This is a genomic window from Streptomyces sp. NPDC000880 (assembly GCF_053599675.1).
In genome coordinates this window covers 33,919-59,033 of sequence record NZ_JBSFMS010000008.1, presented here as the reverse complement: position 1 = coordinate 59,033, position 25,115 = coordinate 33,919, and the positions used below count along the sequence as shown (strand labels likewise).

At 70.2% G+C, this 25,115-nt stretch carries 25 protein-coding genes; 16 read left to right on the top strand and 9 right to left on the bottom strand.

Annotation, left to right across the window (positions count from 1 at the left end; genetic code table 11):
• Complete coding sequence (locus ACWDO5_RS04595; RefSeq protein WP_450528322.1) at nt 1-975, top strand: ABC transporter ATP-binding protein; 975 nt, start codon at nt 1-3, stop codon at nt 973-975.
• Nucleotides 968-2,071 (top strand): ABC transporter ATP-binding protein, encoded by a 1,104-nt coding sequence (locus tag ACWDO5_RS04590; protein WP_450528320.1) that lies wholly within the window; start codon nt 968-970, stop codon nt 2,069-2,071. The genes ACWDO5_RS04595 and ACWDO5_RS04590 overlap by 8 nt, the downstream gene beginning before the upstream one ends.
• 499 nt (nt 2,072-2,570) lie before the next feature.
• Here the strand turns inward: ACWDO5_RS04590 and ACWDO5_RS04585 are convergent, their stop codons facing one another.
• A complete protein-coding gene (locus ACWDO5_RS04585; protein ID WP_450528318.1) occupies nt 2,571-4,733 on the bottom strand; it encodes an alpha/beta fold hydrolase in 2,163 nt (720 codons plus the stop codon).
• 158 nt (nt 4,734-4,891) lie between these two features.
• Here ACWDO5_RS04585 and ACWDO5_RS04580 point away from each other — a divergent pair, with 158 nt between their 5' ends.
• The 5 genes from ACWDO5_RS04580 (at nt 4,892) to recQ (ending at nt 10,972) form a co-directional block, all read left to right on the top strand.
• Nucleotides 4,892-5,086, top strand: a complete 195-nt coding sequence (locus ACWDO5_RS04580; RefSeq protein ID WP_450528317.1) for a hypothetical protein — start codon at nt 4,892-4,894, stop codon at nt 5,084-5,086.
• A 31-nt stretch (nt 5,087-5,117) separates the two neighbouring features.
• Complete coding sequence (gene mshB / locus ACWDO5_RS04575) at nt 5,118-6,008, top strand: N-acetyl-1-D-myo-inositol-2-amino-2-deoxy-alpha-D-glucopyranoside deacetylase (RefSeq protein ID WP_450528315.1); 891 nt, start codon at nt 5,118-5,120, stop codon at nt 6,006-6,008.
• A gap of 30 nt (nt 6,009-6,038) precedes the next feature.
• Nucleotides 6,039-6,449, top strand: coding sequence for a DUF6113 family protein (locus ACWDO5_RS04570; protein ID WP_450528313.1), 411 nt, complete (start codon nt 6,039-6,041; stop codon nt 6,447-6,449).
• Nucleotides 6,450-6,683: 234 nt separating this feature from the next.
• On the top strand, nt 6,684-8,903 hold the full coding sequence (locus ACWDO5_RS04565) for a hypothetical protein (RefSeq protein ID WP_450528311.1): 2,220 nt from the start codon (nt 6,684-6,686) through the stop codon (nt 8,901-8,903).
• Between the two features lie 209 nt (nt 8,904-9,112).
• The gene (recQ, locus tag ACWDO5_RS04560; RefSeq protein ID WP_450528309.1) at nt 9,113-10,972 is read left to right on the top strand and encodes a DNA helicase RecQ; all 1,860 of its coding nucleotides are present in this window, start codon (nt 9,113-9,115) and stop codon (nt 10,970-10,972) included.
• Nucleotides 10,973-10,996: 24 nt separating this feature from the next.
• Here the strand turns inward: recQ and ACWDO5_RS04555 are convergent, their stop codons facing one another.
• The 3 genes from ACWDO5_RS04555 to ACWDO5_RS04545 all read right to left on the bottom strand — a co-directional run bounded on the left by ACWDO5_RS04555 (nt 10,997) and on the right by ACWDO5_RS04545 (nt 13,586).
• Nucleotides 10,997-11,287, bottom strand: coding sequence for a lipopolysaccharide assembly protein LapA domain-containing protein (locus ACWDO5_RS04555; protein WP_450528307.1), 291 nt, complete (start codon nt 11,285-11,287; stop codon nt 10,997-10,999).
• A gap of 428 nt (nt 11,288-11,715) precedes the next feature.
• On the bottom strand, nt 11,716-12,570 hold the full coding sequence (locus ACWDO5_RS04550) for a transglutaminase family protein (RefSeq protein ID WP_450528305.1): 855 nt from the start codon (nt 12,568-12,570) through the stop codon (nt 11,716-11,718).
• A gap of 17 nt (nt 12,571-12,587) precedes the next feature.
• Entirely contained in the window at nt 12,588-13,586 is a 999-nt protein-coding gene (locus ACWDO5_RS04545; RefSeq protein ID WP_450528303.1) for a GNAT family N-acetyltransferase, read from the bottom strand.
• A gap of 114 nt (nt 13,587-13,700) precedes the next feature.
• Between ACWDO5_RS04545 and fdxA the strand changes: the two genes are divergently transcribed.
• A complete protein-coding gene (fdxA, locus tag ACWDO5_RS04540) occupies nt 13,701-14,021 on the top strand; it encodes a ferredoxin (RefSeq protein WP_018089397.1) in 321 nt (106 codons plus the stop codon).
• A 102-nt stretch (nt 14,022-14,123) separates the two neighbouring features.
• Nucleotides 14,124-15,242 carry a bifunctional succinyldiaminopimelate transaminase/glutamate-prephenate aminotransferase gene (locus ACWDO5_RS04535; protein ID WP_450528301.1) on the top strand — a complete coding sequence of 373 codons (1,119 nt, stop codon included), beginning with the start codon at nt 14,124-14,126 and terminating at the stop codon, nt 15,240-15,242.
• Between the two features lie 113 nt (nt 15,243-15,355).
• On the opposite strand, the gene ACWDO5_RS04530 is transcribed toward ACWDO5_RS04535, so the two are convergent.
• A complete protein-coding gene (locus tag ACWDO5_RS04530) occupies nt 15,356-15,784 on the bottom strand; it encodes an ATP-binding protein (RefSeq protein ID WP_450528299.1) in 429 nt (142 codons plus the stop codon).
• 277 nt (nt 15,785-16,061) lie between these two features.
• The gene (locus tag ACWDO5_RS04525) at nt 16,062-16,994 is read right to left on the bottom strand and encodes a hypothetical protein (RefSeq protein ID WP_450528297.1); all 933 of its coding nucleotides are present in this window, start codon (nt 16,992-16,994) and stop codon (nt 16,062-16,064) included.
• A gap of 39 nt (nt 16,995-17,033) precedes the next feature.
• Between ACWDO5_RS04525 and dapE the strand changes: the two genes are divergently transcribed.
• Nucleotides 17,034-18,113: a succinyl-diaminopimelate desuccinylase gene (dapE, locus tag ACWDO5_RS04520; RefSeq protein WP_450528295.1), complete on the top strand. Its 1,080-nt coding sequence runs from the start codon at nt 17,034-17,036 to the stop codon at nt 18,111-18,113.
• Between the two features lie 79 nt (nt 18,114-18,192).
• Complete coding sequence (locus ACWDO5_RS04515; RefSeq protein WP_450528293.1) at nt 18,193-18,942, top strand: LOG family protein; 750 nt, start codon at nt 18,193-18,195, stop codon at nt 18,940-18,942.
• A gap of 196 nt (nt 18,943-19,138) precedes the next feature.
• Here ACWDO5_RS04515 and folP read toward each other — a convergent pair whose 3' ends face one another.
• The gene (gene folP / locus ACWDO5_RS04510) at nt 19,139-19,999 is read right to left on the bottom strand and encodes a dihydropteroate synthase (RefSeq protein WP_450528291.1); all 861 of its coding nucleotides are present in this window, start codon (nt 19,997-19,999) and stop codon (nt 19,139-19,141) included.
• Between the two features lie 99 nt (nt 20,000-20,098).
• Between folP and ACWDO5_RS04505 the strand changes: the two genes are divergently transcribed.
• Both ACWDO5_RS04505 and ACWDO5_RS04500 read left to right on the top strand, forming a co-directional pair.
• The gene (locus ACWDO5_RS04505) at nt 20,099-20,452 is read left to right on the top strand and encodes a DivIVA domain-containing protein (protein ID WP_450528289.1); all 354 of its coding nucleotides are present in this window, start codon (nt 20,099-20,101) and stop codon (nt 20,450-20,452) included.
• A complete protein-coding gene (locus ACWDO5_RS04500) occupies nt 20,449-21,036 on the top strand; it encodes a DNA-3-methyladenine glycosylase I (protein ID WP_450528287.1) in 588 nt (195 codons plus the stop codon). Before ACWDO5_RS04505 ends, ACWDO5_RS04500 begins: the two co-directional genes overlap by 4 nt.
• 6 nt (nt 21,037-21,042) lie before the next feature.
• Here the strand turns inward: ACWDO5_RS04500 and chcB are convergent, their stop codons facing one another.
• A complete protein-coding gene (chcB, locus tag ACWDO5_RS04495) occupies nt 21,043-21,843 on the bottom strand; it encodes a 2-cyclohexenylcarbonyl CoA isomerase (protein ID WP_450528285.1) in 801 nt (266 codons plus the stop codon).
• A 322-nt stretch (nt 21,844-22,165) separates the two neighbouring features.
• Between chcB and ACWDO5_RS04490 the strand changes: the two genes are divergently transcribed.
• Nucleotides 22,166-22,333, top strand: a complete 168-nt coding sequence (locus ACWDO5_RS04490; RefSeq protein ID WP_003966491.1) for a DUF3117 domain-containing protein — start codon at nt 22,166-22,168, stop codon at nt 22,331-22,333.
• 190 nt (nt 22,334-22,523) lie between these two features.
• Here ACWDO5_RS04490 and ACWDO5_RS04485 read toward each other — a convergent pair whose 3' ends face one another.
• Nucleotides 22,524-23,225 (bottom strand): O-methyltransferase, encoded by a 702-nt coding sequence (locus ACWDO5_RS04485; protein WP_307665833.1) that lies wholly within the window; start codon nt 23,223-23,225, stop codon nt 22,524-22,526.
• A gap of 107 nt (nt 23,226-23,332) precedes the next feature.
• On the opposite strand from ACWDO5_RS04485, the gene sigE reads away from it, so the two are divergent.
• Both sigE and ACWDO5_RS04475 read left to right on the top strand, forming a co-directional pair.
• The gene (gene sigE, locus ACWDO5_RS04480) at nt 23,333-24,100 is read left to right on the top strand and encodes an RNA polymerase sigma factor SigE (RefSeq protein WP_450528283.1); all 768 of its coding nucleotides are present in this window, start codon (nt 23,333-23,335) and stop codon (nt 24,098-24,100) included.
• A complete protein-coding gene (locus ACWDO5_RS04475; protein WP_450528280.1) occupies nt 24,097-25,053 on the top strand; it encodes an anti-sigma factor family protein in 957 nt (318 codons plus the stop codon). The genes sigE and ACWDO5_RS04475 overlap by 4 nt, the downstream gene beginning before the upstream one ends.
• The last annotated feature ends 62 nt before the right edge of the window (nt 25,054-25,115 follow it).

Sequence of the window (25,115 nt, the reverse complement as noted above, 5' to 3'; positions counted from 1 at the left end):
ATGTTGCTCGAAGTGCGCGATCTGCACGTGGAGTTCCGTATGAGGGACGGGGTGGCCAAGGCCGTCAACGGCGTCAGCTACACGGTGGACGAGGGCGAGACGCTCGCCGTGCTCGGGGAGTCCGGCTCCGGCAAGTCCGTCACGGCGCAGGCGGTCATGGGCATCCTGGACATGCCCCCAGGGAAGATCGCCGGCGGCGAGGTCCTCTTCCAGGGGCAGGACCTGCTGAAGCTGAAGGAGGACGAGCGGCGGAAGATCCGCGGGGCCGGGATGGCCATGATCTTCCAGGACGCGCTCTCGTCCCTGAACCCGGTGCTGAGCGTGGGCGACCAGCTCGGCGAGATGTTTGTCGTCCACCGCAAGATGTCGCGGAAGGACGCGCGCGCCAAGGCCGTCGAGCTGATGGAGCGAGTGGGCATCCCGGCGGCGAAGGAGCGGGTCGGGCAGTATCCGCACCAGTTCAGCGGCGGTATGCGCCAGCGCATCATGATCGCCATGGCGCTGGCCCTGGAGCCCTTGCTGATCATCGCGGACGAGCCGACGACCGCGCTGGACGTGACCGTCCAGGCCCAGGTGATGGATCTGCTGGCCAAGCTCCAGAGCGAGCTGAACATGGGGCTGATCCTGATCACCCACGACCTCGGAGTGGTCGCCGACGTCGCGGACAGGATCGCGGTGATGTACGCGGGGCGAATCGTCGAGACGGCACCGGTGCACGACATCTACAAGGCTCCGGCGCATCCGTACACCAAGGGGCTGCTCGAATCGATCCCGCGCCTGGACCAGAAGGGCCAGGAGCTGTACGCGATCAAGGGCCTGCCGCCGAACCTGATGAACATCCCGCCCGGCTGCGCCTTCAACCCGCGCTGCCCGATGGCCCAGGACGTGTGCCGGACCGATGTGCCGCCGCTGTACGAGGTGTCACAGGACCGCAGGAGCGCGTGCCACTTCTGGCAGGAGGCACTCAATGGCTGAGCAGGCCGGGCAGGGTGGGCCGGCTGGGCCGGCCGGGAAAGCTGGGCATGCTGGGCAGGCTGAGGCGATTCTGGAAGTGCGCGACCTGTACAAGCACTATCCGCTCACCCGGGGGATCCTCTTCAAGAAGCAGGTCGGCTTGGTGAAGGCAGTCGACGGCGTCGACCTCGACCTGGCGGCGGGCGAGACGCTCGGCATCGTGGGGGAGTCGGGCTGCGGCAAGTCCACCCTCGCCAAGATGCTGGTCCATCTGGAGCGGCCGACGGCCGGGGTGATCCGGTACAAGGGCGACGACATCACCATGCTGTCGGGGCGTGCGCTCAAAGCCGTGCGCCGGAACATCCAGATGGTGTTCCAGGACCCGTATACGTCCTTGAACCCGCGGATGACGGTCGGCGACATCATCGGTGAGCCGTACGAGATCCACCCCGAGGTCGCCCCGAAGGGCTCGCGGCAGAAGAAAGTCCAGGACCTGCTGGACGTGGTCGGGCTCAACCCGGAGTACATCAACCGCTATCCGCACCAGTTCAGCGGAGGCCAGAGGCAGCGCATCGGCATCGCGCGCGGGCTCGCCCTCCGGCCGGAGATCATCGTGGCGGACGAGCCGGTTTCGGCGCTCGATGTCTCCGTCCAGGCGCAGGTGATCAATCTGCTGGACAAGCTGCAGAGCGAGTTTGACCTGAGCTATGTGTTCATCGCGCACGACCTGTCGATCGTGCGGCACATCTCCGACCGCGTCGGCGTGATGTACCTGGGCCGGATCGTGGAGATCGGCAAGGACGAGGAGATCTACGACCACCCGACGCATCCGTACACCCAGGCCCTGCTGTCGGCGGTCCCCGTGCCGGACCCGGAGGCCCGTGAGCGCCGCGAACGGATCATCCTGCGCGGTGATGTCCCGTCGCCCGCGAACATCCCCTCGGGCTGCCGGTTCCGCACGCGCTGCTGGAAGGCGCAGGAGCGCTGCGAACTGGAGGTGCCGCTGCTGGCGGTGCCGGCGGAGTTCAAGCTGCAGGAAGGGCCGGCGCGGCATCCATCGGCGTGCCACTTCGCGGAAGAAAAACGCGTGGTCCCGTCGGGACCCGAGGCCAAGTGATTTCCCTCTCCGCGCCCACGCAATTCAGGACTCTCGATTCATCACGCAGTCCGTGTCGGTGGCATACGAAGCCACAAATAGCAACCAATTTCGTTAACACGCAGGCAACTTGACCGTCGCAACTCCGATATACGAACGAGCCACGCTGAACAGCGTACGGCCGTGCGGGTGCCGTAGACCGGCTGGGGCTCGCCATGTGGCCCCGGCCGGTCGCCCACCCGGTGCATGGGCAGCCCTTTTTCAACGGTGCACAGCGAAGCAACATCGCACGTGTGACTCCGGGCGGCTGGATCGGCCAGGATCTCACCACCGTGGACGACCCGCTGGGCTCTTCCCCCACCCCGCCCGTTCCCGTAACCGGGGGCTTCGCCCCCAGACCCCGACGGCGTGAAAGGTCTGTCCGGCGAAAATTCAAGCCCCTCCGGCGATCGAGGAGCGGGGTCCGGGGCGGGGCCCCGGAAAACCGTCTGCCGGGCGGCCCCCGGTCTCCCCGGCCCCCCTACCGCCTCGCCAACGACCGCTTCAAGAATTCCACCTGAAGCAGCAGCAGGTTCTCCGCGATCTGCTCCTGCGGCGTCATATGCGTCACCCCACTCAGCGGCAGCACCTCATGCGCCCGCCCCTCCGCCAGCAGCGCCGACGAGAGCCGCAGCGTATGTGCCATCACCACATTGTCGTCCGCCAGGCCATGGATGATCATCAGCGGCCTGGCCGGATTCTCCGGCGTCGTCAACCCGTCCTCCGTGACAAGCGAGTTGGCCGCGTACACCTCGGGCCGCACAGCCGGATCGCCCAGATAGCGCTCCGTGTAATGCGTGTCGTACATCCGGAGATCCGACACCGGCGCGCCCGCGACCGCCGCATGGAACACGTCCGGGCGGCGCAGCACGGCCATCGCCGCCAGATATCCGCCGTACGACCAGCCGCGGATCGCCACCCTGCCGAGGTCCAGCGGGAACGCTCCGGCCAGCGCGTGCAGCGCCTCGACCTGGTCGTCGAGGGTGAGCGGGAAGTTGTCCTTGATCGCCTTCTCCCAGCCGGGGGAGCGGCCGGGCGTGCCCCGGCCGTCCGCCACGATCACCGCGAAACCCTGGTCGGCGAACCACTGCGAGGTGAGATACGGATTCTGCGCGGCGAACACACGCTGGCCGTGCGGCCCCCCATAGGGATCCATCAGCACCGGCAGCGGACCGTCCGCCTCCTGGTAGCCCTCGGGCAGCAGCACGCCGCACGGAATCCGCAGCGTGCCCGCCTCGCAGAGCCGCACCCGGGCCGTCAGCACCGGCTGCTCCGCGTACGAGGCGACGGTCGCGACCGGCTTGCCTTCCCGCAGCACCTGCACGGACGCGCCGCTCACCTCCGTACGCGACGAGGCCAGCACCGTCACCGGGCCGGAGCGCACGGCCGAGTGCACCCCGGGGCCCTGAGAGATGCGCTCGATCCCCAGCTCGTTGACCCGGTACACATGGATCTCGCCGATCTCCGGATCCGCTGCCTCCTCGCCCGCCGCCGCGGACACCAGCACATCGCTCTCGCCGATGTCCAGCACCGCCCGCAACTGCAACTGGGCCCCGGTCAGCGCCCGGTCGCCCACCGCGAGCACCCGCGCGCCGCCCTCGTCCGCGATCCGCACAAGCCCCCCTCCCCCGGAGCTTCGCCCGAGAGGTACCCCCGGCGCCCAGGCCGGCACCCCGGGGAACAGATCAAGCCACACCGGATCCTCGTCGACATGCACCGTCCGGGTCGCGCCCGTCTCCGGATCGACCGCCAGATAGAGCTGCGTGCGCTGGTCACGAGCCTGTACGAGCAGCAGCGGGGCGCCCGCCGCCGACCAGTGCACCCGGGCCAGATACGGATACCGGGACCGGTCCCAGCCCACTTCCGTACGCTCCCCGTCCAGCGTGACCAGATACAGCCGCACCTCCGCGTTGGGAGTCCCGGCCGCCGGATAGGCGACTTGCTCCGGCTCCCGGCCCGGATGCGCGGGATCGGAGATCCACCAGCGCTGCACCTCCCGCTCGTCGACCCGGGCGACCAGCAGCCGGTCCGACTCCGGCGACCACCAGAAGCCGCGCGAGCGGTCCATCTCCTCGGCCGCGATGAACTCCGCGAGCCCATACGTGGTGTGCTCGTCCTCCGGCTCGGCCAGCGCCCGGTCCTCCCCGCCCTCCGCACCGGCCACCCGCAGCGCGCCCTGCGCCACATACGCGATGTGCCGGCCGTCGGGGGACGGCCGCGGGTCGATCACCGGGCCGGGCACGGGCAGTTCGCGCGCGGTCCCGGCCCGCAACTCCGCCGCGTACAGCCGCCCGGAGAGCGTGAACGCCGCCAACTCGACCGCCTGGTCCACCGCATACCCGACGATGCCCGCAGACCCCTCACGGCTGCGCTCCCGCCGGGCCCGCTCCTGCGCGGACAGCTCCTCGTCCGCCCCGCCCAGCAGTGCGTCCGGATCTGCGGCCAGCCGCTCCTGCGGGCGGCGTGCGTCGCCGTCGAGATCGAGCACCCAGAGCCGGCCCGACCGGTCGGTCCCCGAGGCCGACCTGAGGAACACCACCCGGGATCCGTCCGGCGACACCGTGAAGGCGCGCGGGGCGCCGAGCGTGAAGCGCTGGGTCCTGGCGTACTGACGCGGGAAGGAGAGCTGCAGCCTCGTGGTCATGCGACCGAACCTAGCGCTCGTGCGCCCCCGTGTGCTGCCGTGCACCGATCGATGCGTTGGTGCGGATAGTTATGATCCGTAGCGCAAGATGGGTATGACCCCTCCCTGGCACATGCAACCTGCCCGTCCCGACCGAATATTTGTGGAGGTGAACCGCCGTGGCACTCTCGATTTCGGCGGTGGTGCTGCTGGCGATCGTCGTCTTCCTGCTGGTCCGGAAGTCCGGGCTGAAAGGTGGGCATGCGGCGGTCTGCGTGTTGCTCGGGTTCTATCTCGCAAGCTCGTCGATCGGCCCCACCATCAACGAACTGACCACCAATGTGGCCGGGATGATCGGGGGCATCAAGTTCTAGCGCGACGGGCTCGGCCTCGTAGGCTGTCCGCATGAAGGATCTTGCCGCCCGTCGTCTGCTCCTGGTGCACGCGCACCCGGACGACGAGTCGATCAACAACGGCGCGACGATGGCCCTGTACGCGGCCGCAGGCGCCCAGGTCACGCTGGTGACCTGCACCCTCGGGGAGGAGGGCGAGGTCATTCCGCCGGACCTCGCCCACCTCGCGGCCGACGGTGAGGACCGTCTCGGGCCCCATCGCGCCGGCGAACTGGCCGCAGCGATGAAGGAGCTGGGCGTCACCGATCACCGCTTCCTCGGCGGCCCGGGCCGGTTCCGGGACTCCGGGATGATGGGCGTCCCGCAGAACCGCCGCGAGGGCGCGTTCTGGAACACCGACGTGGACGACGCTGCCCCGTACCTCGTCGAGATCATCCGTTCCGTGCGCCCCCAGGTGCTCGTGACGTACGACCCGGGCGGCGGCTACGGACATCCCGACCACATCCAGGCCCACCGGGTCGCGATGCGCGCCGGCGAGCTGGCCGCGGAGCGCGCCTTCCGGCGCGACCTGGGCGACCCGCACACCATCACCAAGATCTACTGGAACCGGGTGCCGCGTTCGGTGGCCGAGGAGGGCTTCGCCCGGCTGCGCGCGGCGGGCGGAGCGGACTTCCCGGGCATCGCCGAGATCGACGACATTCCGGGAGTGGTGGACGACTCCGAGATCACTACGGAGATCGACGGAACGGCGTACGCGGAGCGGAAGGCGGCGGCGATGCACGCCCACGCCACCCAAATCGCCGTGGACGGCCCCTTCTTCGCACTCTCCAACCATCTGGGACAGCCGATCTTCGCCACGGAGTACTACCAGTTGGTGCGGGGCGAGCCGGGCGCGCCGCCCGGAGAGCGTGAGCACGATCTCTTCACGGAAGTCGCACCATGAGCGGGAGTTGGGCATGACAGGAGTTATGGCATGAGCGGACGCGACGTACCCGGCTCCTGGCTCAGCCAGTCGCCGAAGCCCGGCAGGATCGCCGCCTACCTCGGTCTCGCCGTGCTCGGCGCGCTCGTCGGCCTCGTCGGCTCCTTGGTCCAAGGCGCTTGGTTTCCGGGCGGGTTGGTGCTCGCCCTGTTCGCCGCGGCGGGGCTGTTCTACGGCTCCCGGCGGGCAATCGAGACGCAGCTCGGGGTCGTCGCGCCCGCCGTCGGCTGGCTGGCGGCGATCGTGCTGCTGAGTATCGGACGTCCCGAGGGCGACGGGGCGTTCTCCGCCGGGATCGGACCGCTGGTCTACATGCTCGGCGGGATGGCGGTGGCTGTGATGTGCGCCACCATGCCGCGGCCGGTGCAACCGGGCGGCGGGCCCGGCCGACTTGGCAAGTAGGGGGCTGTGGGACCCCCTGGTATGCAGCAGGTGGGGTGGGCCCTATGGTGGGTCGCCCCTAGGGGTGGGAAGCCACTGAACTGACCATGCCCGTACGGTCGGCGGAATGTCGCTTTCCACAGTCCCGGGGTGCCTGTCTTCGGCGGCCAGTATGGTGGTGCGCGCCGCCGAGCCGCCCGCAGTAGTAGCTATCCAGTAAGAAACGGGCGGCGAAGCCAACCGGGAGAACCTGCTTTGAGTCGTGAAACTGACAGTTCGTCCTCCGGCCCCCAGGGGCGCGGTGGAGCCGTGTACCCCTCGGGAACACCGCCGTACGGATCCCGCCAGTATCCGTCGCTGCATCCCCCGCAGGACGCTCCGGACGAGGCCGGCGCGGCTCCCGAGCCGCAGCCGGACGAGCCCAGGACCGAGACCACGGTGACCACCCGCATCCGTATCAACATCCCGGGTTCGCGGCCGATTCCGCCGGTCGTCATGCGTACGCCGATGAGTGAGGCGGACGCCTCCGCGGCTTCGTCGGGCGGCTCCTTGAGCGGGTCTTCGGGCGCGTCTTCGGCGGGCGGACGGGACAGCGAGCGTACGGGCAGCACTCCGCGGCCGGACACGGTGCAGGACGCCGCGGCGGCGGAGCCGCAGGCCGAGGAGAAGCCGCCGACGAGTGACTGGTTCGCACCGCGCAAGTCGTCCGGCACGAATGGGGCGGGACTGTCGGCTTCGGCCGCGCCTGCCGGTCCTTCTGTGCCGGCGCCGGCTGCGGGGCCGGGGGCCGCGAACGGCGGTGGCCCAGGGGCCGGTCTCCCGGGCGCACCCCGCTCCGCGCTGAGCGACCTGGCAGCGAACGCCGATGGCACGGCATCCCGTACCAACGGATTCGCTCCGGGGAACGACACGCCTCCGCTGGGTGTACGGCCGCCTGCCGGGCCGACGGCGGGGCCGTCGACCGGCAGCATGCCGATCCGCCCGCGTCCGGGTGGGCCCGGTGCGCCTGGGCACGGCGTGGGCGGCCCCGCCGGTCCGGGCCTCATCGCTCCCGGTGCTCCCGGTGTTCCTGGTCAGGGGCCTGGTTCCGGTGCTCCCGGTGTTCCTGGTCAGGGGCCTGGTTCCGGTGCTCCCGGTGTTCCTGGTCAGGGGCCTGGTTCCGGTGCGCCCCGGATGTCCGACGACACCGCCGTGCTGACCCCCCAGAAGCCCGCCGGTCGGGCCCCCGATCCCGCCGTTGGCCATGTCTCCGGTGACACGCTCACCAGCGGCATCCCCGTCGTGCCTCCGGAGCACCGCTCGCCCTCGCCCTTCCCGTCCCTCGGCGTCCCGCAGCACGGCCCCGGCACCGGACCGAACCCCCTCCTGCAGTTCCCCGGCCCGCAGGACGAGGGCAACTTCTCCGCACCGGAGTTCCCTGGCGGCCCGGGCGGTGGCCCCGGCGGCCCCGTGGTGCCCGCCCCACGCCCCGCCGCGGCCGGGCCCGCCCCCGCCCCCGCCCCCGCCCGCGCGCCCCGCTCCGCACCCGCCAAGGGCCGCTCCAAGCTGGTGCTCGCCGGCGCCGGAGTGGTCGGCCTGCTCGGCGTCGCGTACGGAGCGGGACTGCTGATGAACCACTCCGACGTACCGAAGAGCACCACCGTCCTCGGCGTCGACATCGGCGGCGGCACCAAGGAGGACGCGGTCAGCAAGCTCGATGCCACCCTCGGCGAGCGCGCCGCCACGCCCCTCCAGCTCACCGTCGGCGGCAAGAAGGAACAGCTCGCCCCGGACAAGGCCGGACTCTCCCTGGACAGCCAGGAGACCGTCCGCAAGGCCGCGGGCAGCGACTACAACCCCGTCTCGGTGATCGGCTCCCTCTTCGGTGCCGAGCGCGTCTCCGAACCGGTGATCCTGGTCGACGAGGAGAAGCTGGGCGTCGCGCTCACCGACCTCGCGGGCGTCTCGGGATCGGCCACCGAGGGCACGATCAAGTTCGAGCCCGGCAAGGTAGTCGCCATACCGGGCAAGGCGGGCCAGGCGCTGGACGTCGGCCGCTCCAAGATCTCGGTCAAGGACGCCTACCGCGCCCAGGTCGAGACCGGTAGGCCGAACATCGTCGGACTGCCCGTCGCCACCCGCGAGCCGACCGTCACCCAGACCGAGCTCGACCGGGCGATGAATGAGTTTGCCGAGCCCGCGATGTCCGGTCTGGTCACGATCAAGGCGGGCGGCAAGCAGATCCAGTTCGGCCCGGCCAGGTCGCTGCCGAAGATCCTCTCCATGAAGGCGATCGACGGCAAGCTGGTCGAGGTCTACGACAAGAAGGCGATCGACGAGCTGCTGGACGGCGTGTTCGACGGCGTCCTGATCACCAAGGGTGACGGCAAGAAGCACCAGCTCTCCGCGGACGACGTGGCCCAGGCCATGGGGACGGCCCTGCGCGGCAAGACGCCGGCCGAGCGCACCGCGGTCATCCAGCTCGACCCGAGCTGACCCAGCCGGCCCCGCTCCTGACAGAGCCCCTGCCCCGTACAGGGCGGGGGCGCTGCGTCCCAAGCGGCCTGCGCCCCGCCCGCACGTTCGCGTCGGCGGCCCGTCCGTACCGCCGTCAGATGATCACGAGGGCGCTACGGCTGTGAGCGGTTGGCCACGGGTCTGCCCATCGGCCGGACCCCGCCTCGTGATCCTCATAGAATTGCCGGATGAGCGCTCCGGACCTCGACACCCCGCCCGAGGCGAGTGACGCGCTGCAGGTGCTGCACCGCGTCTTCGGCTATGGCTCCTTCCGGGGCAGTCAGCAGGAGATCATCGAGCACGTCGTCGCAGGTGGTGACGGGCTCGTGCTCATGCCGACCGGTGGCGGCAAGTCGCTCTGCTACCAGATCCCCGCGCTGGTGCGGAAGGGCGTGGGTGTTGTCGTTTCGCCGCTCATCGCGCTCATGCAGGACCAGGTCGACGCGCTGAGGGCGCTCGGGGTTCGGGCGGGGTTTCTCAACTCCACACAGGATTTCGACGAGCGGCGGCTTGTGGAGGCTGAGTTTCTGGCCGGAGAGCTGGATCTGCTCTATCTCGCGCCCGAGCGGCTGCGCGTCGAGTCAACAGTGCGGTTGTTGGAGCGCGGCACCATTTCGCTGTTCGCCATCGACGAGGCGCACTGTGTCGCCCAGTGGGGGCACGACTTCCGGCCCGACTACCTTGCTCTGTCCGCGCTGCACGAGCGCTGGCCCGATGTGCCGCGGATCGCGCTGACGGCTACCGCCACCGAGGCCACGCATTCCGAGATCGCGTCCCGGCTGAAGCTGCAGGATGCCCGGCACTTCGTGGCCAGCTTCGACCGGCCGAATATTCAGTACCGGATTGTGTCGAAGGACGACCCGAAGCGGCAGCTGCTTGCGCTCCTGCGTGCCGAGCACGGCGGCGATGCGGGGATTGTCTACTGCCTGTCCCGGGCTTCTGTGGAGAAGACCGCCGAGTTCCTGGTGAAGAACGGGATCGAGGCGCTGCCGTACCACGCCGGGCTGGATGCCCGTACAAGAGCCGAGCATCAGGCGCGCTTTCTGCGGGAGGACGGGCTGGTGATGGTGGCGACCATCGCCTTCGGGATGGGGATCGACAAGCCCGATGTGCGCTTCGTCTGCCATCTCGACCTGCCCAAGTCCGTGGAGGGGTACTACCAGGAGACCGGGCGGGCCGGGCGCGACGGGCTGCCGTCCACGGCCTGGCTGGCGTATGGGCTGCAGGACGTTGTGCAGCAGCGGAAGATGATCGAGGGCTCGGAAGGAGACGAAGCCCATCGGCGACGGCTCTCCGCGCACGTCGACGCCATGCTCGCGCTGTGCGAGACGGCCGAATGCCGGCGCGTGCAGCTCCTCGCCTACTTCGGGGAGGAGAGCGGCCCGTGCGGCAACTGCGATACGTGCCTGACGCCCCCCGAGTCCTGGGACGGCACCGTCGCCGCCCAGAAACTCCTGTCGACTGTCGTCCGGCTCAAGCGCGAACGCGGCCAGAAGTTCGGCGCGGGCCAGGTCACGGACATTCTGCTGGGCCGGAAGACGGCCAAGGTCATCCAGTTCGACCACGATGCGCTGAGTGTCTTCGGTATCGGTACGGAGCTGCGCGAGGCCGAATGGCGCGGTGTCGTACGGCAGTTGCTGGCGCAGGGGCTGATCGCCGTCGAGGGCGATTACGGGACGCTCGTACTCACCGAGACGAGTGGTGAGGTGTTGGGCGGGCGGCGCGCCGTCCCGCTGCGGCGCGAGCCCGAGAAGAAAGCGGCGGCGCGGACAGAGAAGACGTCCAAGAAGCGAGCCCCCGTCGACCTGCCCGAAAGGGCCATGCCCGTCTTCGAGGCGCTCCGCGCTTGGCGGGCCGCCGCCGCGAAAGAGCAGGGTGTGCCCGCGTACGTCGTCTTCCACGACGCGACGCTCCGCGAGATCGCGGTCACCTCTCCATCGACCCTGGCGGAGCTCGGCACGGTGAACGGCGTCGGCGAGAACAAGCTGCAGAAGTACGGTCAGCCGATCCTGGACACTCTCGCTGAGGCGCCGAAGCCTCCCGCTTGACTGGGGTCGCCCGTGTCGAGGCCGTCAGCGTCGCCGTTTCGGTTGCTCTGCTCGGCGTCGGCTTCGCTTCTTGGCTGCGCGGTGGCCGCCGAACCATCCGATCAGCGCGCCGCCGATCACGGTCGCTGTAAGCACAATCCACATGGGGGCCACGACGGTGGAGAAGTAGAGGCGGATCTTCACCGAGCTGGTGTTGATGACGATGAACCAGATGGCCAGGGCGGCGATCACGGCAAGGGCCACCGTCTTGGGCTGCACAGGCACGCCGCCGATGCGGCGCTGATTCGAGGCGGGAAATCCATTCGGATCAGACACATGCCGATAATGCGCACTTTGTCGTCAGTCGTCCCGGAGGCTGTCCGCGCCGAGCGCCATTCGGCGTATGCCATTCGGCCAGGTAGTGCGATCACAGTGGTCGATCAGACCGCCGAGGTGGGGCGTCGGTCCGTACGGACACGGGGGACGTGGCTGTGGTGGCCGAGCGTTCGACCGCCGAGGTCGATCCAGCTCAAAGAACTGGCACTGCGGTTGCTGGCCGAATCGAGGTGTGACGGGCTCGGAGGTGGAGATGGGCAGGCATCGTCCCTCATGTGAACGATGTTCGGCGTCCCCTCCATGGGCCCCGCTGCGCTGGTCTTGCAGCTCACGCAGAATTCCGCCAGAACCGGACGCACTGATCCGGCGGCCCAAGGATGCCGCTGTGACGGGCATGGAACGGGCCGGGCTCCCGCGGCCGTTGCGGCTCAGTTCAGCATCGCCCTCGCCGCCCGCGCCCGCCCCTTGATCGCGTCCGCCGCGCCCTCATCCACCGCCGCCACCACATCCGCGTACGCGTCCAGCTCCGCCGCCCCCCTCGCGAACTCCCCGCGCTGTACGAGCAGCTGGGCCCGTTCGTAGCGCAGGCGCGCCGGGTGGGAGGGCAGCAGCAGGGACAGGTCGACCGCCCACAGAGCGACGTCCGACCGTTCCGGGCGGGTCGCCGCCCAGGCGCGGATGTTGTTCAGGATGCGGACCACCACGCCGAGCGGGTCCGCCGGGGTCAGCATCGACGGGTCGAGTGGCGCGCCCGTCGCGCCCGTGACCAGCAGTTCCGTGTCCGGGCCCGTCAGCAGGCGGCCGCCGGCGAAGGGGTCCACGAGGACCTGCTCGTGTGGGTCGCCGAAGCCGACCACGAAGTGGCCGGGCAGGGCGACCCCGTACACCGGCGCTCCCGCGCGGCGTGCCACCTCGATCCAGACCACCGAGAGCAGGATCGGCAGGCCTCGGCGGCGCCGCAGGACCTCGTGGAGCAGGGAGGACTCAAGGCGCTGGTAGTCGCCGGGGGTACCTCTGAAGTCACAGCGGTCGCCGAGGAGCTCGGCCAGGGCCGATGCCCACGCGTGGGGGCCGGTCAGACCGAAGGGGAGGAGGCCGGCGAGACGGTCCAGTTCGATCTGGGCCGCGTCCAGGGCCACCTCGTCCACGGAAGGGTCCGCCTCCGCGCCCACGAGCAGGCACAGGACCGCGAGGTCGGGCCGCCCGGAGCGGGCCTCCTCGGCGAACAGATGGCGCCGGTCGGCAGGCCCGTCGGAGGGCGGGTCGGGGGATTCGTCGTGCATACGAGATTCGTACCCGCTCAGGCAGATCGGAAGTGGTGGTAGCGGTGGTGGGTCGCGAAGCCCATCCCGTCGTACAGCGCACGCGCCCCGTCGTTGTCGGACTCCACCTGCAGCCAGGCCGCCGACGCGCCCTCCTCCAGCGCGCGGCGGGCGAGCGCGGTCATCACCGAGGTCGCGAGGCCCGTGCGCCGGTAGGCCGGGTCCACCTCCACCGCCATGAAGCCCGCCCAGCGGCCGTCGACCACACACCGTCCGATCGCCGCCGGTGGACCGCCTATGACTCCGGGTACGGATGCGAACCACACAGAGGGGCCGCTCCCCAATACCTTCAACACATGTGGCCCGGGCACACCGGACCGCCGGTAGCGCTGTAGCCACGCCTCGTCGACGGAGCGCGCGAGCCGCACCCGCTCCACCTCCGCGTCCAGGTCTCCGATCGGGGCCAGCGCCCCGATGCGCACCTCCGCCGAGACCTCGCGCCGCCAGCCGCGCGCCTCCAGCTCCGCGCAGAGCTCCTCCTGCGTGCCCGCCGCCCCGGTCGCGGTCTGCACATACGCGGGCAGGCCCCGGTCCTCGTACCACGTACGCACGCTGGCCAGCGCCTCGTCGAGCGGCAGTCCCGGGTCTCCGAGCGGCAGCACAGAGTTGGCCCGCCGGGTGAACCCGGACGACGCCCGCAGCTCCCACTCGCCGAGCCGCTCGCTCTCCACCGGCCGCCAGGCGCGTGCCGTCACTCTCGCGAGCTCCAGGAAATCCGCCGCCGGACCCCGCCGCCGGGTCGGCTCGGCGGGCACCACCTTGCCCGCGACCAGCGACGATTCCGGGATATGGACGCTTTCACCGGTCCGGCGTGTGATCAGCAGCACACCCTCGTTCCAGGATGTGAGAACGCCGACCGTGTCGGTGAACTTCGCGGGCGCCCCGCCGGAGCCGGTCAGGCGCCTGACTGATACACGTTTGCCCACGTCAGCGGGTGTAATGCGGATCTCGAGCCGTCCGCCGCGGGTGAATTCCACAGGTCTGCGAGCCCCTCCTGTTCGGATCGTCCCCAAGAACGGAGATACTAGGGGCGGGCATCGACGACGCCGCGCTCCCGCGCAATGCCAGCCCTACCGAGGAGGAACGACAGCGTGACCTACGTCATCGCGCAGCCTTGTGTCGACGTCAAGGACAAGGCGTGCATCGAGGAGTGCCCCGTCGACTGCATCTACGAGGGCTCCAGGTCCTTGTACATCCACCCGGACGAATGCGTCGACTGTGGTGCTTGTGAGCCGGTCTGCCCGGTTGAGGCGATCTTCTACGAGGACGACACCCCGGAGGAGTGGAAGGACTACTACAAGGCGAACGTCGAGTTCTTCGACGAGCTCGGTTCGCCCGGTGGTGCTTCCAAGCTCGGCCTGATCGAGCGCGACCACCCCTTCATTGCTGCACTGCCGCCGCAGAACCAGTAGTTCCGCAGCGGACGGCCCGCAGCAGTGCCGCTCCCGGTCCCGTACGGTTCGTCGTCCGTACGGGACCGAGGCCTTTGCCTGACGTACGAGAAAGAGAAGCCAGTGTCCGCAGTCTCTTCGCGCCTTCCCGTCTTCCCCTGGGACAAGCTCGAGCCGTACAAGGCGACGGCTGCGGCCCACCCGGACGGCATCGTGGACCTCTCCGTCGGAACGCCCGTCGACCCGGTCCCCGAGCTGATCCAGAAGGCCCTCGTCGCGGCCGCCGACTCTCCCGGCTATCCGACGGTGTGGGGGACGGCCGAGCTGCGGGACGCACTCACCGGATGGGTGGAGCGCCGGCTCGGCGCCGTCGACGTCGCCCACACGAACGTCCTGCCTGTCGTCGGCTCCAAGGAGCTGGTGGCCTGGCTGCCGACCCAGCTCGGTCTCGGCCCGGGCGACAAGGTCGCCTACCCTCGGCTCGCCTACCCGACGTACGAGGTCGGCGCGCGCCTGGCCCGCGCGGAGGCCGTCGTCTACGACACTGAGACATTTGCGGCTGACGCCGCGGGAACAGACCTCGACCCCGCCGGTCTGAAGCTGCTCTGGCTCAATTCGCCCTCCAATCCGACCGGCCGGGTGCTGGCCAAGGAGGAGCTGATCCGCATCGTCGCGTGGGCGCGCGAGCACGGCGTGCTGGTCTTCAGCGACGAGTGCTACCTGGAGCTCGGCTGGGAGGCGGAGCCGGTCTCGGTCCTGCACCCGGACGTCTGCGGCGGTACGTACGAAGGCGTCGTCGCCGTCCACTCCCTGTCCAAGCGTTCCAACCTGGCCGGCTACCGCGCCGCGTTCATCGCCGGTGACGAGGCGGTGCTGGGCGAGCTGCTCCAGATCCGCAAGCACGGCGGGATGATGACCCCCGCGCCGGTACAGGCCGCCACCGTCGCGGCGCTCGGCGACGACACGCATGTCACGGAGCAGCGGGCCCGGTACGCCGCCCGGCGCGCAGCCCTGCGCACGGCGCTGGAGGGGCACGGCTTCCGGATCGAGCACAGCGAGGCCAGCCTCTATCTGTGGGCGACGCGCGACGAGCCGTGCTGGGACACGGTCGCGCACCTGGCGGAGCTCGGCATTCTGGTGGCGCCCGGCGACTTCTACGGAACGGCCGGGGAGAGTTTCGTACGGGTGGCGTTCACCGCGACCGACGAACGCGTCGAGGCGGCGGTCAAGCGCCTGGGCTGACGGCGGTAGAACAGCGCTGAGGAGCGCGGAGAGACGCAGAAGGGGGCCCTGGGAGTTCGCGCTCCCGGGGCCCCTCAGCCGTATCTCCGCCTGTCTCGGCGTACCTGCGCGGACTAGAGCGGGGAGTTCACCGGCAGCTGCTCGGTGGGCAGGCCGCCGCTGACGGGCAGGCCGCCGAGCGACTCGGTCGCGGTGCCGGCGGTCTCGCCGACGACGCCGGCGGCGTTGCCCGCGGTGTCACCGGCGGCCTCCTTGGCGGTGTCGGGCGCCGACTTGCCGGTCTTGCCGACGGTCTTGCCGGCAGCCGGGACGGCCTTCTTGACCGCTTCGCCGCCGGTCGCGCCCGCAGCGCCGGTGGTCTTCTGCGAGGCGCTGTCGACAGTGTTGCCGAGGCTGTCCGTGTCGAGGGTGGTCAGGCCGCCGAGCGGGCTCTGGGGAAGTTCCACGGCGCTTGCGGAGCCGGCCGCACCGACCACGGGGGCTGCACCCGCCGCGATGAGCAGCGCGGCACGGGCGATCCGACGGGTCAGGGGGAGGGACATGATGCTCCTTGAGACGAGAAGGACGTTGGTTCGTACGCAGTGACAACCGCAGGAAGGGCGGGGGAAGTTGCGGTGCATCAAGGTAAAGAGTTGGTAACGCATCGCATTATCAGCCCTGGATAAAAATGGACAAACATTCCATTGTGCAGAGGTCTGCTGAACCGTCACTTCCCTTTGCTCGCAAGGGATTTGATGAGTACCTTGCAACCCGTGCGAATAGCCGTCCTGCTTCTCGTCCGGACGTGATTGGAGCGCCCCTTTCGAGGGAGCGCCCGGATTACTGTGCGATGCGAATTCGGACGTCGGCCGCCTCGGAAACCGGCGCGGAACCCGACGCGGCGCCCGCGGAACGCCAGCCCTCGTCGGACTCCTTCGCGCTCCACACCCGGCCCCCGTACGAGACCTCCTCGATGCGCAGCCCCTCCGCCCGCGCCACCGCCCAGTGCGCCAGCTCCCAGCCGCGCTGCGAGGCCCCGCCGCCGTCCGTCCCGACCGTCGACGGCACCGGCACGGACACCTCGCGCTGGACGGGCGCTCCGGCCCTGCCCGAGGTCCTCGCCGTCGGCAGCACCTCGGGGCCGAACGCGCGCACCAGTTCCTCGCGCACCTTCGCCGGGTCGCCCGGCTTTACACCCTTGCCCGATTCGCAGGTCAGAGCCCCGGTCGCGCGGCCGGTCAGGGCGGCGGCCAGCAACGTCGCGTCCGGCTCGTGCTTCGCGTACGCCTGCGGGAAACCGCTGCGCTGGACGCGCTGCGCCGCAACGGTCAGCGGCAGCCGGGAGTAGCCAGGGACCTCGGCGAGACGCTCGTAGAACTTCCCCGCGGCGTAGACCGGGTCGAGGATCTGCCGGGTCGTGCCCCAACCCTTGGAGGGACGCTGCTGGAACAGGCCGAGCGAGTCGCGGTCGCCGTGCTTGATGTTGCGCAGCCCCGACTCCTGGAGGGCCGTTGCGAGCGCGATGGTGACCGCGCGCTCCGGCAGGCCTCGGGTGGTGCCGACCGCGGAGATCGTCGCGGCGTTCGCGGCCTGCTCGGTGCTGAGTTCGTACGTGGGGCCCTCGCCCTCGGCCGTACGCACGGTGCAGCGCGGGGGACCGCCGCCGGTGACGTACTGGACCACGACGTAGCCGATGAGTGCCAGCAGCACGGCGACCGCGGCCGCGATACGCAGGAGGCGGCCGCGCCGGACGGGGGAGGCGGTCTCGGACACGCTGCCCACCGTACTGGAGCCCGCGTTAAGGTCGGAGCCATGCCCGACACCGTGCTTGACCTCACTCTTGATGCTCCGGCGCTCACCGCCCGGCTGGTCGACTTCCGGTCGGTCAGCGGCGAGGAGAAGCCCCTTGCCGACGCGATCGAGCAGGCGCTGCGCGCCCTGCCGCACCTCACCGTCGACCGGCACGGCAACAACGTCGTGGCCCGTACGAACCTGGGGCGTGCCGAGCGGGTCATCCTGGCCGGGCACATCGACACGGTTCCGATCGCCGACAACGTGCCGTCGCGGCTGGACGAGAACGGCGTGCTGTGGGGCTGCGGCACCAGCGACATGAAGTCGGGCGTCGCGCTGCAGCTGCGAATCGCCGCGACCGTCCCCGAGCCCAACCGCGACCTCACCTTCGTCTTCTACGACAACGAAGAGGTCGCCGCACACCTCAATGGACTGGGACATGTGGCCGAAGCCCATCCCGACTGGCTGAAGGGCGACTTCGCGGTACTCCTCGAACCGTCCGACGCGCAGGTCGAGGGCGGCTGCCAGGGCACGCTGCGGGTCTTTCTCCGTACGACTGGGGAGCGGGCACACTCCGCGCGCAGCTGGATGGGGTCCAACGCCATTCACGCCGCGGCGCCGATCCTGGCCAAGCTCGCCGCGTACGAGCCGCGTCGGCCGGTGATCGACGGTCTTGAGTACCGGGAGGGGCTCAACGCCGTACGGATCGAGGCCGGAGTGGCCAACAACGTCATCCCCGACGAGTGCACCGTGGTGGTCAACTACCGCTACGCGCCCGACCGCAGCGAGGAGGAGGCCCTGGCGCACGTCCACGAGGTCTTCGCGGAATGCGGGGTCGCGGAGTTCGTCGTGGACGACCACACCGGCGGGGCGCTGCCCGGGCTCTCGCACCCGGCGGCGGCCGCGTTCATGGCGGCCGTCGGCGGCACGGCGCAGCCCAAGTTCGGCTGGACGGACGTCTCACGCTTCAGCGCGCTGGGCGTGCCCGCGGTGAACTACGGACCCGGTGACGCGCTCTTCGCCCACAAGCGGGACGAGCATGTCGCGGTCGACAAGATCACGCACTGCGAGGGACGGCTCCGCGACTGGCTCACTGCCTGACAACCCTGATTTCACATGTCGTAACGTTCGCCGACCTACCCTGACTCAAAGCAACAATGTTCGGCGGAGGGAGCAGGTCATGGGCAACCCCGAGGGTTTGCGGGCGCTGGAGGAGCAGCGACTGGGACCGGTGCTACGCCGTAGGGAACAGGTGCAGCCCGGCACCACCGATCAGCGGCTGCTGGACACCGAGGGCGATTCCGAGTGGGTGCACACCGACCCCTGGCGGGTCATGCGCATCCAGTCGGAGTTCGTGGAGGGCTTCGGCGCGCTGGCCGAACTGCCCAGCGCGATCAGCGTCTTCGGCTCCGCCCGCACGGGGCCCGGGACCCCCGAGTACGACACGGGCGTCCGTATCGGCAAGGCATTGGTCGAGGCCGGCTTCGCGGTGATCACGGGCGGCGGGCCCGGCGCGATGGAGGCAGCGAACAAGGGCGCGCGGGAAGCGGATGGCATCTCGGTCGGCCTGGGCATCGAGCTCCCCTTCGAGCAGGGCCTCAACCCGCATGTCGATATCGGCGTGAACTTCCGCTACTTCTTCGTCCGCAAGACGATGTTCGTGAAGTACGCGCAGGGCTTCGTGGTGCTGCCGGGCGGACTGGGCACGCTGGACGAGCTGTTCGAGGCGCTGACGCTGGTCCAGACCCGGAAGGTCACGCGCTTCCCGATCGTGCTGTTCGGTTCGGAGTACTGGAGCGGACTGGTGGACTGGCTGCGGAACACGGTGGTGGCGCAGGGGAAGGCGTCGGAGCACGACCTGCTGCTCTTCCATGTCACGGACGACGTGGAGGAGGCGGTGGCGATGGTGACGAAGGAGACGGGCCACTGACCTTCCGTGGCTCCGCCCCGGACCCCGCGGCTGAATCTTTCAGCCCGTCCGGCGTTTGAGGACAACGCCCGAAGGGCGTACCGGGGTCTGGGGCGAAGCCCAGTTACGGGAAGGGGCGGGTAGGGGCTGTATCCGCTTTTGCGGCTCCGCCGCGTGGGCCCGCCGCAGGCGCACGGCACCCGCACCGCCCCCGCCGCTACGCCAAGCCCCGCCGTGCCACCGCCGGCGCCCGGTGGCCCGCGATCGCCGACACCATGTCCAGCACCTGCTTCGTCTCCGCCACCTCGTGAACGCGATACACCTGCGCCCCCAGCCACGCCGACACCGCCGTCGTCGCCAGCGTCCCGATCACGCGTTCCTTCACCGGCTTGTCGAGCGTCTCCCCGACGAAGTCCTTGTTCGACAGCGAGACCAGCACCGGCCAGCCCGTCGCCGTCAGCTCCCCGAGGCGGCGCGTCGCCTCCAGCGAATGGCGTGTGTTCTTCCCGAAATCATGACCGGGGTCGATCATGATCCCGTCCCGCCGGACCCCCAGCTCCACCGCCCGTTCCGCCAGCGAGAGTGTCACCCGCAAAATGTCCGCCACCACGTCGTCGTACGCGATCCGGTGCGGCCGTGTTCTCGGCTCCGTGCCGCCCGCGTGCGTGCACACCAGGCCCGCGCCGTACCGCGCGGCGACCTCCGCCAGCTTCGGGTCCACCCCGCCCCACGCATCATTGAGCAGATCCGCGCCCGCCTCGCAGACCGCCTCGCCGACGTCGTGCCGCCAGGTGTCGACGCTGATCACCACGTCCGGGTGGCGCCTGCGCACCTCCGCCACGAAGCCGACCGTCCGACGTGCCTCCTCCTCGGCCGTCACCTCCTCCCCGGGACCGGCCTTCACGCCACCGATGTCGATGATGGCGGCGCCCTCCGACACCGCCTGCTCGACGCGGGCGAGGGCCGGCTCGTCGTGGAAGGTCGCTCCCTGGTCGTAGAAGGAGTCAGGCGTACGGTTCACGATCGCCATGATCACCGGCTCGTGCGCGTCGAATTCGCGCCGTCCCAGCCGCAGCATCTGCTGTTTCCTCCTCAGGTCGTTCGCCTGCGACCCTAACTGTCAGAGTCCCGTGGCACGATCAGCACCGGACGTTTTCGCTTGGGGAGAGGCTCGCTCGTGTTCTTGTTCTTGCTGATCGCGATGGTCGTGGTCGTTGCCGCGGTCACCCTCGCCGTGGTCGGCGGCGGCGACAGTGCGGCACTGCCCGAGGTGGCGCCGGAGCAGCTGGTCGACCCGCTGCCGGCCGCCCGCCCGGTCGGCCGCGCGGACGTCGAGGCGCTGCGGCTGCCGGTCGCGCCCCGCGGCTACCGGATGGCGGACGTGGACGATGTGCTCGGCCGCCTCGGCGCCGAGCTCGCCGAGCGGGACGCGCGCATCGCCGAACTGGAGTCCGCGCTGGCCGGCGCGCAGGCCACCGCGGTGGGCAGGGGCGACCTGTTCACCAAGCCCGGCGGGGAGCCCGAGCAGTGACCGGCGGTGTCGTACCCGGCCCCGACGGGAAGCTGCGCTGCCCCTGGGGCCTGTCCACGGACGACTACGTCAGGTACCACGACGAGGAGTGGGGCCGCCCCGTCCACGGCGACGACGCGCTCTTCGAACGTCTCTGCCTGGAGGCCTTCCAGTCCGGCCTGTCCTGGATCACCATCCTGCGCCGGCGCGAGGGCTTCCGCCTCGCCTTCGACGGTTTCAAGATCGCGTCCGTCGCGGAGTTCACCGACGCCGACGAGCGGCGCCTCTTCGCCGACGCCGGGATCATCCGCAACCGCGCCAAGATCGCGGCGACCCTCGCCAACGCGCGCGTGCTCGCCGACTGGTCCCCCGGCGAGCTGGACACGCTGATCTGGTCGTACGCCCCCGACCCGGCGGCGCGGCCGGCGCCACGCACGACCGCCGACGTCCAGGCCGTGACGGACGAGTCCACCGCGCTGGCCAAGGACCTCAAGAAGCGCGGGCTGCGCTTCATCGGACCGACGACGGCGTACGCACTCATGCAGGCGTGCGGCCTTGTCGACGACCACCTGAGCGACTGCGTGGCCCGCCGCGCGAGCGCCTAGCTGCTCCTAGCGGCCGAGGTACTTCGGCTTCTCCTTGGCGATGAAGGCCTGGACCGCGATCGCATGGTCCTCGGACGCACCCGCCCTCGCCTGCAGCTCGTCCTCCTTGTCGAGCGTCTCACTGAGCGTGTGACCGGCGCCGTAGGCCAGGGACTCCTTGAGCGCCGCGTACGCCACGGTCGGTCCTTCGGCCAGCGCCCGGGCGACCGCGGCGGCCTCCGTGGCCAGGTCGTCTGCGGGGACCAGCTTGTTCGCGATGCCCAGCTCGTACGCCTCCAGCGCGGAGAACGAGCGCGGGAAGAGCAGCAGGTCCGCGGCCCGGCTCTGGCCGACCAGCCGGGGCAGCGTCCACGACACCCCGGAGTCGGCAGTCAGCGCGACGCCCGCGAAGGACGTCGTGAACTTGGCGGTGTCCGCGACGACCCGGTAGTCCGCGGCGAGCGCGAAGCCGAGTCCCGCGCCCGCGGCCACGCCGTTGACCCCGGCCACGACCGGCTTCGGCATCTCGGTCAGGGCCCGAACGATGGGGTTGTAGTGCTCCCGCACGGTGTTCATTGTGTTGCCGGTGCCGGACTCGCGATCGGCGGCGAGGAGCCCGATGTGCTCCTTGAGGTCCTGGCCCACGCAGAAGGCGCGCCCGGACGCGGTGAGCAGTACCGCCCGTACGGAAGGGTCGGCTGCGGCTGCCCGGGCCGAGTCCCTCAGAGCGACTTTGGCCTCGATGTTCATCGCGTTCATGGCCTCGGGCCGGTTGATCGTGATCGTCGCGAGTCCGTCGCTCACCTCGTACAGCACGGAGTCGGCCATGGCAGGGTCCCCTTTGCGGCTCTGACGGTGGTGTTCAGGCGTGTTCGGGGCCCAGCATGGCGGAGATCGCCGGGGCGAACATGTGACCTGCGTCAAACAATCTTCCGGCCCGGTCCGGCGGGCGGTGGCGAAGTATCGCAGGCGGATCGCCGAATTGAGTGGTTTTGAGAGAGCGCGTTGCGCAAGCGATGCCGACTGATGTTGGTCATCGGGTCCCGCGATGCGGGATAATGACCTGGAAGCAATGTGTTCGATGCCGGGACGCGTGCCTATCCATGGGCCGTCGGCTGACGATGAGCTGGTTTCAGGAAGGGGAACGAGCATGGCGGCCATGAAGCCGCGGACGGGCGACGGCCCGCTCGAGGTGACCAAGGAGGGGCGGGGCATCGTCATGCGCGTTCCGCTCGAAGGCGGCGGTCGGCTTGTGGTCGAGCTGACTCCGGACGAAGCCGATGCCCTCGGCGACGCTCTGAAGAAGGTCGTCGGCTGACGCGGAAGCGCCCACACTTTTCACTGCCCCGGCACTTCGGTGTCGGGGCAGTGCTGTGTTCCGGATCGGATGCGTAACGGGCGGGGTGGCGGGGTGGGGCAGGCAGTGGCGCCCGCGCGGTTCGGGGCCGGCGGCCCTTGCCCGCTTCGGGGCGGCCGGTGGCGGACCGCGCCCCGCCAGGCGACGGGGCTCAGCCGCGGCGGACCGCGCAGAGCAGGCCGTCGCCCACCGGCAGCAGCGACGGCAGCAGCTCCTGGCTCTCCCGTACCGCGCGCAGCAGCTCCCGCAGACGCAGCACCTCCGCCGGCTGGGCCGCCGAGTCGACCGTGCGGCCGTCCGCGAATACGCCCTCGAAGCAGACCAGACCGCCAGGTCGCAGCAGGCGCAACGATTCAGCGAGATAGTCCAGTGACTCCGTCCGGTCGCCGTCGCAGAAGACGAGGTCGTAACCGCCGTCGGCCAGCCGCGGGAGTACGTCGAGCGCGCGACCGGGGATGAAACGCGCCCGGTTCCCGGCGAAGCCCGCCGCGCGGAACGCCTCCTTGGCGAACTGCTGCCGGTCCGGCTCCGGGTCCACCGTGGTCAGAACGCCGTCGGGCCGCATCCCGTGCAGCAGATAGATCCCGGAGACACCCGTCCCCGTACCGATTTCGGCCACCGCTTTCGCGTCGGCGGTGGCAGCCAGCAGTCGCAGCGCGGCGCCGGTGCCTGGCGACACCGAGGGGAGCCCTGACTCCCGGGCCCGGTCACGGGCCCAGCGCAGCGCGTCGTCCTCGGCGACAAAGGCGTCGGCGAACGCCCAGCTCGTCTGCCGGTTGGCGGTAATGACCCTCTCCTGTCCCCGTAGTGGCGCGAGGCTGACTGTATCGGCTGCACCCGGGAACCCGCGGATGGGACCAGGCGTTATGGAGGGACAGGGGGAAGCGCATGGATCAGGACCAGAAGCAGGACCCAAATTCGCGTAAAGATTCTTATCCGGAGCTAACGGGCGAGGTGGCTATGGTAGGGGCTCCGCTGGACACCACCAGAGCCGACAGGGGAGGTGCGGCTGCACCTGCGGATCGGAGAGGAGTGCTGAGGCGCTTCCTCAGGTCGTCGGGTGAGCCGAGATCCGTGACCGACATTGCTGACCGTTTTCGCTCCACTGACTCCGTAACTACCGCGACCTTCGCATCGGATGCGGAATCGCAGGCGTGGACCCCTCCCACGTGGGAGGAAATCGTCAGCACGCACAGCGGCCGGGTCTACCGCCTCGCCTACCGGCTGACGGGCAACCAGCATGACGCCGAGGACCTCACCCAAGAGGTCTTCGTGAGGGTCTTCCGCTCGTTGTCGACGTACACGCCGGGCACTTTCGAGGGCTGGCTGCACCGCATCACCACCAACCTCTTCCTGGACATGGTCCGCCGCAAGCAGCGGATCCGCTTCGACGCGCTCGCCGACGACGCCGCCGAGCGGCTGCCCAGCCGCGAGCCGTCCCCGCAGCAGGTCTTCAACGACACCCACTTCGACGCCGATGTACAGCAGGCGCTGGACACCCTCGCGCCGGAGTTCCGCGCCGCCGTGGTGCTCTGTGACATCGAGGGGCTTTCGTACGAGGAGATCGCCGCGACCCTGGGCGTCAAGCTCGGCACGGTCCGCAGCCGGATCCATCGCGGCCGGTCCCATCTGCGCAAGGCTCTGCAGCACCGTTCCCCCGAGGCACGTGCCGAGCAGCGCTCACTGGCGGGTGCGGTCGGCTTGGCAGGGGAGGTCGGACCGGCGTGAGTGGCTCAAGCCCCACCCCTGCGGAGCAGCACCTGGGGGACCGGCTCGCCGCGCTCGTCGACGGTGAGCTCAAACACGATGCCCGGGACCGGGTGCTGGCCCATCTGGCGACCTGCCCCAAGTGCAAGGCCGAGGCCGATGCCCAGCGCCGCCTGAAGAACGTCTTCGCCCACACCGCGCCGCCGCTGCCCTCCGAAGGGCTGCTCGCGCGGCTCCAGGGGCTGCCCGCAGGACCCGGAGGTGACGACGAAGGCCGAGGTGGACCTTTCGACGGGGGGCGGCTCGGCGGCGACGGCGTGTTCGGAGCGCTGAGCCCTTCGTCGGGACGGGGCCGGGGGGACTCCCGCGAGTCCCGAACGGAGACGTTCGGATACGTTCCCGCGGGCGCACACGCGACCGTGCTTCCCGGCGGTTCCGGCAGCGGCTTCCAAATCCATGACGTGGGTCGTACGGAAGCGGAGCGCTCGCCCTGGCGCGGGCGGAGGTTCGCTTTCGCGGCGGCCAGCGCCGTGTCGTTCGCGGCGATGGCCCTCGGCGGGGCACTGCCGCTCGACGCCTCGGTTCCGGCCGGTCCCAGGGGCGAGGGCGCGGGGCGCAACGTCACGCCGCTGCGGGCCGCGACCCCGACCGCGGGCGCCACTGTCGCGGGCAACCCCAGGAGCACCGAGACCGAGCGCCGCCGCACTGGGGGCAACGGCCCGGCCAGGTCGGACGACCGCCCCGTCATCGCCGGAGCGCCCAGCCTGCTGGCCCCGGCGCCGTTGAACCAGCCGTTCTCGGCCCCGATGCTGACCAACGCGTCCTACTCCCCCTACTCCCCGCCGCTGATACGTCCGACGGGCCTGGCTTTCCAGCTCGCGACCGCCCCCGGGCTCACCCCGAGCGCCACACCGGTCCCCACGCATCTCGCTGCCCCGACCCAGTCTGCGCTGCCCCTGTCGTCCCGGCGCTGAGCAGGACCCTGCGCGGAGATTCGCGAACCTGGTTGAATCCTCTGAGGGGTGCCCCGTGGGGG